This window comes from Mucilaginibacter sp., from assembly GCF_036383575.1.
Lineage (GTDB): Bacteria > Bacteroidota > Bacteroidia > Sphingobacteriales > Sphingobacteriaceae > Mucilaginibacter.
The window spans coordinates 1-10,566 of sequence record NZ_DASVOB010000288.1 but is presented as its reverse complement, the minus strand read 5'-3'; the positions used below and the strand labels follow the sequence as shown (position 1 = coordinate 10,566).

General features: G+C 41.9%; 11 protein-coding genes. 5 read left to right on the top strand and 6 right to left on the bottom strand.

From position 1 onward, the window contains the following. The first annotated feature begins 91 nt into the window (after nt 1-91). Together VF500_RS10025 and VF500_RS10020 are read left to right on the top strand one after the other, a co-directional pair. A complete protein-coding gene (locus VF500_RS10025; protein WP_330859542.1) occupies nt 92-562 on the top strand; it encodes a hypothetical protein in 471 nt (156 codons plus the stop codon). Nucleotides 563-577: 15 nt separating this feature from the next. Further along, a complete protein-coding gene (locus tag VF500_RS10020) occupies nt 578-1,327 on the top strand; it encodes an ankyrin repeat domain-containing protein (protein ID WP_330859541.1) in 750 nt (249 codons plus the stop codon). Between the two features lie 189 nt (nt 1,328-1,516). Here the strand turns inward: VF500_RS10020 and sppA are convergent, their stop codons facing one another. Beyond that, nucleotides 1,517-3,307 (bottom strand): signal peptide peptidase SppA, encoded by a 1,791-nt coding sequence (gene sppA, locus VF500_RS10015; RefSeq protein ID WP_330859540.1) that lies wholly within the window; start codon nt 3,305-3,307, stop codon nt 1,517-1,519. Nucleotides 3,308-3,394: 87 nt separating this feature from the next. Here sppA and folK point away from each other — a divergent pair, with 87 nt between their 5' ends. Together folK and VF500_RS10005 are read left to right on the top strand one after the other, a co-directional pair. Continuing rightward, nucleotides 3,395-3,883, top strand: a complete 489-nt coding sequence (folK, locus tag VF500_RS10010) for a 2-amino-4-hydroxy-6-hydroxymethyldihydropteridine diphosphokinase (RefSeq protein ID WP_330859539.1) — start codon at nt 3,395-3,397, stop codon at nt 3,881-3,883. Beyond that, nucleotides 3,876-4,277: an Hpt domain-containing protein gene (locus tag VF500_RS10005; protein WP_330859538.1), complete on the top strand. Its 402-nt coding sequence runs from the start codon at nt 3,876-3,878 to the stop codon at nt 4,275-4,277. Before folK ends, VF500_RS10005 begins: the two co-directional genes overlap by 8 nt. A 151-nt stretch (nt 4,278-4,428) precedes the next feature. Here the strand turns inward: VF500_RS10005 and purS are convergent, their stop codons facing one another. The 3 genes from purS to rho all read right to left on the bottom strand — a co-directional run bounded on the left by purS (nt 4,429) and on the right by rho (nt 7,107). Next, nucleotides 4,429-4,653 (bottom strand): phosphoribosylformylglycinamidine synthase subunit PurS, encoded by a 225-nt coding sequence (gene purS, locus VF500_RS10000; protein WP_330859537.1) that lies wholly within the window; start codon nt 4,651-4,653, stop codon nt 4,429-4,431. Between the two features lie 10 nt (nt 4,654-4,663). Continuing rightward, nucleotides 4,664-5,386 carry a CDP-diacylglycerol--serine O-phosphatidyltransferase gene (gene pssA, locus VF500_RS09995; protein WP_330859536.1) on the bottom strand — a complete coding sequence of 241 codons (723 nt, stop codon included), beginning with the start codon at nt 5,384-5,386 and terminating at the stop codon, nt 4,664-4,666. Nucleotides 5,387-5,475: 89 nt separating this feature from the next. Then, nucleotides 5,476-7,107 carry a transcription termination factor Rho gene (gene rho / locus VF500_RS09990; RefSeq protein WP_330859535.1) on the bottom strand — a complete coding sequence of 544 codons (1,632 nt, stop codon included), beginning with the start codon at nt 7,105-7,107 and terminating at the stop codon, nt 5,476-5,478. Nucleotides 7,108-7,474: 367 nt separating this feature from the next. Between rho and pyrF the strand changes: the two genes are divergently transcribed. Further along, nucleotides 7,475-8,305, top strand: a complete 831-nt coding sequence (pyrF, locus tag VF500_RS09985) for an orotidine-5'-phosphate decarboxylase (RefSeq protein WP_330859543.1) — start codon at nt 7,475-7,477, stop codon at nt 8,303-8,305. Between the two features lie 167 nt (nt 8,306-8,472). Here pyrF and dnaJ read toward each other — a convergent pair whose 3' ends face one another. Both dnaJ and VF500_RS09975 read right to left on the bottom strand, forming a co-directional pair. Continuing rightward, complete coding sequence (gene dnaJ, locus VF500_RS09980; RefSeq protein WP_121229735.1) at nt 8,473-9,639, bottom strand: molecular chaperone DnaJ; 1,167 nt, start codon at nt 9,637-9,639, stop codon at nt 8,473-8,475. 127 nt (nt 9,640-9,766) lie between these two features. Next, complete coding sequence (locus VF500_RS09975; RefSeq protein WP_330859534.1) at nt 9,767-10,375, bottom strand: nucleotide exchange factor GrpE; 609 nt, start codon at nt 10,373-10,375, stop codon at nt 9,767-9,769. Nucleotides 10,376-10,566 lie beyond the last annotated feature (191 nt).

Below are 10,566 nucleotides of genomic sequence, written 5' to 3'. Positions count from 1 at the left end.
AAATCAGGAAGAGTTTGATCAAAATCTTTTTTTAACGCAACAATACTGTGAAACGTAACTGCAAAACAGCGATTCTTCGGTAGCCCAAATTTTGCGAAGCTTCAACCCGGAATATAATGGCCGGAAGTTATTCTCTTTTGATAATGTTAGGAGACTATCTTTTGCAAAGGGTTCAACTGAGGTAATTTGGAGTATTGACCCGTTAGATGAAAAGAACGAATTTTTATATAGTGATTTGTTTGAAAGGCAAATTGCTTATAAAAAGGAAGTAATTCAATTGGTGAATCCAGCAACCACTTTTAAAGGGAAGATACTGGTTGCTGAAATTGATAGTGTTATCTGTGACGGGGCCTCAGAAGATGAATCGGATGGACTTATTGATTATAATGATTGTCCGCCGGTTGATACCTGGTTTTATTTATCAAGGAATAATACCGGACGGATCTTGTATGCATGGATCCCGGATCAATTTGTTAAATTGGTTAATGACGCGATTGAGGTAAATATGTTATCAATAATTATATGGCTGGAAGATTTTATTGCGGCCAATCGTCATCTGTAAATAAATTAGAGTATCATGCCAAATTACACCGACATTCTTTACGCTGCCGAAACTCATGCTGTTGATGAGATTAAGGCATATTTTAAAAATGGCGGTAGCCCGAATGAAGTCCATGATGGCATGCCGGTTTTTACTATGATGGTTGAAATGTACGCCCGTGGTCCACGGTTTAAAGATTGTGTGCAGGCATTTATTGATGCGGGGCTTGAATACGAAGATAAAGCGCTGCTGGCAGTTTTAGCCCATGATGAGGAGAAATTGAAGGAAGCAATAGCGGCAGATGCTTCAGTTATCAACAAAACTTATTCCTTGTATAATAACACTTATACTCCGCTTACCGGAGGCACCTTGATGCATTTTTGTGCCGAATATAACAGCCTTGCCTGTGCCAAATTACTTTTGAAACATAGTGCCGATGTGAATGCCAGGGCCGCTTATGATGAACATGGTTTCGGCGGGCATACGCCTATTTTTCATACTGTTAATCAAAACGGAAACAGCTCTGTTGATATGCTTCACTTTCTATTAAAAAACGGGGCTGATCTGTATATTACTGTTAATGGATTGATCTGGGGCAGGGGTTACGAATGGGAAACGTTTATTCCTGCCGTAAATCCTATAAGTTATGCCATGATGGGCTTGCTGCCGCAATTTCATCGTAAAGAGCAAACGATTATGGAGGTGGTGAGCCTGCTTATAAAACATGCTTACGGAATTGATTATGTACCGAAAAATGTGCCGAACGCTTATTTAAAGAGGGGGTAGGGATATTATATCTTAAAGATGTTTACAGCAACCGTCATTGCGAGGAACGAAGCAATCGCGAACTATACAGGGCGGATCTGCCAATCGGGGATTGCTTCGTTCCTCGCAATGACGGTCTCTTATTCAATATAAAAAAAGCTACCCATTCAGGCAGCTTTTCACAATCAAAATTAATGTATTAATGAAATTTTATTTGATCACCAGGTCGTAAGGCAGGCGGGCCTGTGGGGTGCGCATCATTTGGGTGATGCCTTTTATTTGCTGGTAAACACGGTAGTTTTCTCCAAGCTCGTTTTTTACCATATGGGTTTGTACTTCGGCGCTTAGGCCGCTGCCCACTTTGTTGAAAAAGCTTTTTTGCTCAGGGTAGTTCACAATGCTATAAGTTTTGATCTTAGCTTTTTTAGCAGCCGAAGCAATGGCATCATTTATGTTTCCTAAACGGTCAACAAGGCCAATTTTCAGGGCTTGTTCACCAGTCCATACACGACCCTGGCCAATGCTGTTAATATAAGCTTGTGTTTTACCGCGACCTTCGGCTACTGCTTTTGTAAATTCATCATAACCACGGTTTACGCTGTTTTGTAATATCAAGCGTTCTTCTGGGCTCAGCGGGCGACTGATATCACCCAGATCAGCATATTTACCGGTTTTTACACCGTCAAAAGTTACACCCAGCTTATCGTTAAACAACTTTTGCATGTTGGGTAATACGGCAAAGATGCCGATAGAGCCAGTAATGGTATTGGGCTGAGCAATGATAGAATCGGCAGCGCAGGAAATGTAATAACCGCCAGATGCAGCGTAATCGCCCATGGAAACAATGATCGGTTTATTTGCATGAATGAGTTTTACCTCGCGCCAGATCACATCCGATGCCAGCGAGCTGCCTCCCGGAGAATTTACACGCAGTACCACGGCTTTAACTTTATCGTCTAAACGGGCTTTGCGTAATGCTTTTGAGATAGTTTCTGAGCCAATGTTGTTATCATCACCATCGCCGCCGGTAATATCACCCGATGCATAAACAATGGCAATGCGGTTTTTTGATGATGAATCATCGGCCTTATCGTCCGAATCATCACTTTTGCTTTTGGCGTAATCCCTTAGGTCAACGCTTTTCAGATCATCTTTTAAATCGGTACCAGTACGTCTTTTCAAATCGTCAAGGATCTCGTCTTTATATTTTAAACCATCAGCCAGCTTTAATTTATAGGCATCTTCCGGGAACTGGATGCGCATGTTATCTGCATACGTAAATAATGAGTCTTTATTAACACCACGACTTTTGCTGATGCCGGTTAAAAAATGATCATATAATGAGCCCAAGTAGGAGGTAACCTGTAGCTTATTGGCATCACTCATTTTAGTAAGGAACAAAGGCTCAACCGCGCTTTTAAAGGTTCCAACTTTAATGATCTGTGCTTCAATACCTAATTTGTCCAGCGCGCCTTTCAGGAAAGTAGTTTGCGAACTAAAGCCGTGAAATTCAAAAATTCCTTTAGGGTTAATATAAACCTTATCGGCAACAGAGGCCAGGTAGTAAAAGCCCTGGGTATATACTTCGGCGTAGGCTATGATAAATTTGCCTGATTTTTTAAAGTCGATAAGTGCATTGCGGATCTCTTCGGTAGTGGCCTGGCCGGCGGTCATATAACTTTCATCCAGGTATATGCCTTTAATATTATCGTCGGTTTTGGCCTTTTTAATATCGGCAAGGATATCATTCAACCCGATTGATTTATCTTCACTCAATCCTAAAAAATCCAGACCGGCAAGTGGGTTGTTGGGGCTGCGCTCTGTTATTTGATTTTTAAGCGACATGTATAAAATAGAGTTGGGGTTAACATCTACCGTTTTGTCACTGCCGGCCGATGCGATAAGGCCGATAACGAGAACGGCCCCTACAACACCTATTATAACCCCCGAAATTATTACCCCTACAATAGTGGCCAGAACGAATTTGAAGAATTGTTTCATTAATGTTATAAATCTTTTTAACTATGCAAACTTAGTAATAAGGTGCCGTATAATGCTAAGAGCGGTTTCCATTATATTTGTTACAACATGATTGATGTTTTTTTATTACTGGGGAGTAACCTCGGTACCCGCGAATTATTTCTGCAACAGGCAATTGAATCTATTTCGGCCCAGATTGCCCCGGTTAAGCTTACGTCGTCGGTTTATGAAACCCAGTCGTGGGGGAAAACCGATGAGCCCGACTATCTAAACCAGGTGCTGATGCTGCAAACAGATCTTTTGGCACAGGATGTTTTGGAGAAAATATTGGGGATCGAGCTGCAAATGGGACGTAAGCGGGAGGTTAAATGGGGATCGCGCATTATTGATATTGATATTTTGTTTTATGGCGATGCAGTGATCCATGATTTTAACCTCGTAGTACCTCACCCCGAATTATATAAACGCAGTTTTACGCTGATCCCTTTGGCCGAGATAGCTCCTGATCTTATTCATCCGGTATTTAAAAAAAATATTTTGCAGCTAAAGGATGAACTAAAGGATAACTTAATCGTAAAAAAGCATATTTTTGAATAAACACAAAGCTTTTATAATGGCAGATATTTCACCAGATCAGGATCTTGATCTTTCTTTTTTATACGAGATTGCTGATGGGAGCGACGATTTTATTGTCGACTCGATAGGGATGTTCCTTGAGCAATCGCCCGAATTACTTAATACTATCAGCAGCGCATTAAATAACCAGGACTGGGCATTGGCCGCACAGGCTGCTCATAAATTAAAACCCAACCTTGGCTTTTTTGGTATGCCCATAAGTCAGGCTACTATACAGGAAGTTGAATTAGCCTGCAAAGCAGGTGGCGAAAACCCAACTGAGATATTTGAAAAGTTTAACCAGGTAAACAGCATGGTATCGGCAAACCTGATCACTTTAAAGGAAATTAAAGCCGAGAAGGAAGCGAATCTTTAAGAAGAACCATGATTTTTAGGATTAGGGGATTACCCTGATGCTATACATAAAGCAAAAGGCAAGAAAAACTTCTTGCCTTTTATATTTTATAAAGTTTTTAATTGTTTACGCAGATAAAAAATCTTTCAGCTTTTACCTTTCGCCTTTAACCTTAAACAGCTTCTATTTTAAAAGTATAGCTTTCCATGATCAGGTTAGCCAATAGGTTTTTGCAGGCCTGGTCAACTTTGGCGCTGGCGGCTTCAGTATTTTCGGCTTCTATTTCAAGCGTAATATGTTTGCCAATGCGCACGTTATGAATTTCGGCTAAACCAAGGTTTTTCATGCTACCGGTTACTGCTTTTCCTTGTGGGTCAAGTATTTCTTTTTTTGGCATTACGTCGATTTCAGCCTGGAACTTTGTCATTTGTGAGTTTTGTTTGAATTAGAGATAAGGTGATATAAATAAATATAACCACCGGAACGGCCACAAATTTAAAGAATAGTATGAGTATTGCCGAAAACAAGAGCAGTAGATAACGGAAAATGTTTTTGTTAAAGTCGCGGTTCTTAAATTTAAGCGACATTAACGGTATTTCTGATACCAGCAGCGTACACATTATTAAAACCAAAACTGTTAGAAAGTATGGGTTTAAGATATAATGTGCCAAAGCATCGTACTGTTGCACTATTAAAGGTAATGATGCTATCAGTATAGCGTTTGCCGGGGTAGGCAGGCCTATAAAACTATCCGATTGTCTTGTGTCATTATTAAATTTAGCCAGCCTTAATGCCGAAAATACGGGCAGTAAGAATGCCACAAAGTTTAATAATTGGCTTACTCCATTTATTTGCGGGGCCTGTAAAAATAACTCGTACATGATAACAGAAGGCAATACGCCAAAGCTTACCATATCGGCCAGCGAATCAAGATCTTTACCTATAAACGAGTATGAGTTTAAAACCCTCGATGCAAGTCCGTCGAAAAAGTCAAATATCGAGCTAAGGAAAATGGCATAAGCAGCCACTACCAGGTTACCCTGAAAGGCGAAAACAATCCCTATACAACCGCTAAACAGGTTGGCACAGGTAATAGCATTAGGAAGGTGTTTTTTAACGCGTCTCTTCATTTCGCCATGAAGTTATCATGAATTTATTAAGTAATAATGAAGTTACAAATAATATTCTACTTACCTATAACTTCATTATCGCTAAAATATTACGAATTCATCGAAATCAGAAATTCTTCGTTAGTTTTTGTGCCTCTTATTTGAGCCTGTAAAAACTCCATTGATTCCTGCGAATTCATATCGGCAAGGTGGTTACGAAGGATCCAGATGCGCTGAAGTGTTTCACGGTCAAGCAGTAAGTCGTCACGACGTGTACTTGAAGCAGTGATATCAATAGCAGGGAAGATACGTTTGTTTGATAATTTACGATCCAGTTGCAGCTCCATGTTACCGGTACCTTTAAATTCTTCAAAAATAACTTCGTCCATTTTTGAGCCGGTTTCGGTAAGGGCAGTAGCGATGATGGTTAATGAACCGCCATCCTCTATGTTACGGGCTGCACCAAAAAAGCGTTTAGGTTTGTGTAGTGCGTTAGCGTCAACACCACCTGATAATATTTTACCTGATGCCGGGGCAACAGTGTTATAAGCACGGGCTAAACGGGTGATTGAATCCAACAGGATCACTACGTCATGACCGCACTCAACCATACGTTTGGCTTTTTCAAGCACAATGTTGGCAATTTTTACGTGGCGCTCAGCCGGCTCATCAAAGGTTGATGAAACAACTTCGGCGCGTACGCTGCGGGCCATATCGGTAACCTCCTCAGGGCGCTCGTCAATCAGTAATATAATAAGGTATACTTCGGGATGGTTTTTGGCTATCGCATTTGCCACATCCTTTAATAACATGGTTTTACCTGTTTTTGGCTGTGCCACGATCAAACCACGCTGACCTTTACCAATAGGCGAAAACAGGTCCATGATACGGGTTGAATAATTGTTCGGATCAGTGAACAGGCTCAGTTTTTCTGATGGGAATAGTGGCGTTAAGTGATCAAAAGGAACGCGGTCACGTACTTCAGCAGGGATGCGGCCATTAATGGCCTCAACACGTACCAGCGGGAAATATTTTTCGCCTTCTTTTGGAGGGCGGATGCTGCCTCTCACAGTATCACCTGTTTTAAGGCCGAATAATTTTATCTGTGATTGTGAAACGTAAATATCATCGGGAGAGGTAAGGTAGTTGTAGTCAGATGAACGAAGGAAACCGTAACCATCAGGCATAATTTCCAAAACACCTTCGTTTACAATAACGTTATCAAAGTCGAGATTGATTGGGATCTCCTGTGCTTTTTGCTGATTTTGATTGCTGTTAACCCTACGCTCAAATTTTTGCGGGCGGGCTTCCGGAACAACTTCTTCTGTGCGTGTTACCGTTTCGCCTGCCTGCGGAGCTTCTGTTTCTGCAGCTACAGCAGGAGCTTCAGTTTCCGGGTCTTCCTGTGATGGCTCATCATCTTGCGCATCAAAAAGATTGGTATCGTCCAATGGAACTTCAACACGTGGTTTTGATGAATCTTTAGTTTTTATAACGCGGGCCCTTTTGCGGGGTTTTTCGGCGGTTTCGGCAGGTTCTTCGCCTGGAGCGGGAGTTGGTGTATAGTTTGATTCAACAAGGTTTTGTTGAGCCCTGGCGGCTTCAATAAGCTGTTGTTGTTCAATAATGCGGGCAACAAGCTGAGCTTTACGTAGTTCGTCGGCCTCAGCAATACCTAAATTTCTGGCAATTTCGCGCAACTCAGAAACGAGTTTGTCGTTCAATTCAATTTTATCAGACATGATATGAATTATAGTTCAATGGGATTTTTTAATTGTAATGTGTTTTCAAACGGCAAAAATTTCTATGCAAGTGTTAAAGCTTTGAGCACATGTAAAAACATATGAGGCTATAATTGAAAGAAATTGATCTTGAAACCTTGTTTTTAGTAAACATCCAAACCCATGCAAGTATTATATGAAAGTGATAATAAAAAGCGTGGTGATTTAAATTGTTTCTTTAGTGCAAGAAAAATTCAATGGAAAACGATGCAAGTGTAAACAATTATTCTTTAATTTCAAATTAATTAAATAAATATCACCTATATCAGAACACATAAGCCAAATTTTTAGTTTTTTTGACAATTAAAATATTATTCAGCCGCTGATGATGTCTCGCCAGGAGTTAATTGAACAGATCAAAAAGAAGAAATCGTTTTTATGTGTTGGGCTTGATCCCGATATCAACAAGATTCCCGAATTTTTAAGATCATATCCCGATCCCATACTTGAATTTAACAAACGGATCATTGATGCTACGCAGGACCTCTGTATAGCCTATAAGCCTAATGCCGCTTTTTACGAGGCTTATGGAATAAGAGGACTGCAAAGTTTAATTGACACGTATAAATACTTGCCTAAAGATTGCTTGAGCATCATTGATGCCAAACGTGGTGATATCGGCAATACATCCGATAAATATGCCAAAGCATTTTTTGACGAGCAATCGGGCGGAATGAGCTTTGATGCTATCACCATTACACCTTATATGGGTAACGACAGTGTTACGCCTTATCTTGCCTATGATGGCAAATGGGTCATCATTTTAGCGCTTACCTCATCGGTTGGGAGTAAGGATTTTCAATACCTGCAAACAGGTGATGGCTACTTATATGAAAATGTAATAAGAAAAGCCAATACCTGGGCCGGTGCCGACAGGATCATGTATGTAGTAGGCGCTACCAAAAGCACCGAGTTCACCAACATCCGTGCATACGCACCCGATAACTTTTTACTGGTACCTGGAGTGGGTGCACAGGGCGGAAGTCTGGAGGAGGTTTGCAAATATGGTATCACTAAAGATTGCGGCCTAATTGTAAACTCATCCCGTTCAATACTATATGCCAGCAATGGCGAAGATTTTGCTGATGCCGCCCGTGCCGAAGCGCTCAGCTTGCAGCAGCAGATGCAGGTGGAGCTGGAAAAGGCCGGGGTGATATAATGTAAGTTGAAGCGTCTGCTAAAAAGCACGTTCAAGCGTCCACGCTTGAACGTGCTTAGAGGGGCATCCACGTTTGAATGTGCTTAGAGACCCACACCTGAACATGTAGGAAACTAAAAAGCCCGAAGTTGTTAAAACTCCGGGCTTTCGGCTTTCAGCCTTAAGTTTTATTCAAAATATTCCTTCATCCGTTCAAAGAAACTTTTCTCGTTTTTGCCCGGATTGGGTTTAAAGTTAGGGGAGCTTTGTAATTTTTCCAATATCTCGCGCTCTTCGCGGCTTAGCGCTTTTGGTGTCCATATGTTGATGTGAACCAACTGGTCGCCTCGATGGTATGAATTTACTTCTGGTAAACCTTTACCTTTCAGGCGCAGAATCTTGCCACCTTGTGTTCCTGGATCAATTTTTATCTTGGCTTTGCCATCAATAGTGGGTACTTCAACAGATGTACCTAAAGTAGCATCAACAAAGTTTACATGCAGGTCATAGATCACATTGTTACCATCACGTTTAAGTGTTTCGTGAGGTACTTCTTCAATCAGGATGATCAGATCGCCGGGAACACCGCCACGTGGGGCCGCGTTACCTTTGCCGCTCATGCTCAGTTGCATTCCTTCGCTTACGCCCGCAGGTACCTGTATGGTGATCAGTTCTTCACCGCGAACAACGCCATCACCATGACAAACGGTACATTTTGACAGTATGGTTGAACCTTCGCCGTTACAGGTAGGGCAGGTGCTGGTAGTTTGCATCTGACCCAAAATAGTATTGGTTACCCTGCGTACGGCTCCCGAGCCACCGCAGGTTTTACAGGTTTGGAACGATGATTTATCCTTTGCGCCGCTGCCGTCGCAGGTTTTACAGATGATCTGTTTGTTAACCTTGATCTTCTTTTCGGCGCCGTTGGCAATTTCTTCAAGGGTTAAACGCACTTTAATGCGCAGGTTGCTGCCACGGGCAACGCGCCTGCCGCCGCCACCGCTTTGACGACCGCCGCCAAAGAAGCCTTCAAACGGACTGCCGCCGCCAAAAATATCGCCAAACTGGCTGAATATGTCGTCCATATTCATGCCGCCGCCACCACCGTAACCACCGCCATTTGCCGACGATGCGTTGGCCGCGTGACCAAACTGGTCATACCGCTGACGTTTTTCGGGCGTACTTAGTACTTCGTAAGCTTCGGCAGCTTCCTTGAATTTTTCTTCAGCTTCCTTATCGCCCTGGTTTTTATCCGGGTGATATTTAATAGCCATTTTACGATATGCCTTTTTTATGTCATCAGCACTTGCTCCTTTAGCAACTCCAAGCACATCGTAATAATCTCTCTTAGCCATAATGTTTTAAATTTCGGATTCCGAAATTCAAATTTCGGATTTGTTATTGTATTAATATTGTGTAAGATCAGGATGGACGTTCATTGATGGATAAATCCGAAATTGAAAGTCCCAAATCCGGAATCAGTTACGCTCCAACTACCACTTTGGCAAAGCGGATCACTTTGTCATTAAGGGTATAGCCTTTTTCCATTTCGTCCATTACCTTGCCTTTAAGGTCGTCTGTAGGTGCCGGAATATTGGTAATAGCTTCATGCAGGTCGGCATCAAAGGCATTGCCTATTGATGGCATCTCTTTCAAGCCTTTTTGGCTTAATATGTTTTTTAGCTTATTTTGGATCAAAGTAACGCCCTCTTTAACAGGAGCAACTTCGGTAGCCTTATCCATGGCACGCTGTGCGCGTTCAAAATCGTCGAGTACAGGCAATAAAGCCACAATCACGTCTTTACCTTCGGTTTTGCGGGCTTCCTCGCGTTCTTTAATGGTACGCCTTCTAAAGTTATCAAATTCGGCATATAAACGCAAGTACTTGTCATTAGCCTGTGCCAGTTCGTCTTTCAGCTTTTCTTCGGCTGTTGGTGCAGCAGCAGTTTCCTGTTGGGTTTCTGTAGCCTCTGTTACCGGGGCTTGTTCCTGCCCTTCATCTTGTAGTTGCTCTTTATTCACTTCGTTTATATTTTCAGTATTATCCGTATTTTCTTTCTTCTTTTTCTTCAACATATCGTTAAATTTCATAGCGAGTAGTGCCAATCAAGTATCCTGCCATAGCTGCAAAGCGGTCAAGCTGTCAGTGGCATGAAGCAATTTTAAGAAATGGTGACATAATGCACCGCTGATTTGTCACCGCTGGTTTTTTGATTGCGATGATTGCGTTGATCCCTTTTGAAGCGCGTTTATGATTTTGTTAGCCGGCTTTGTTTCGATCT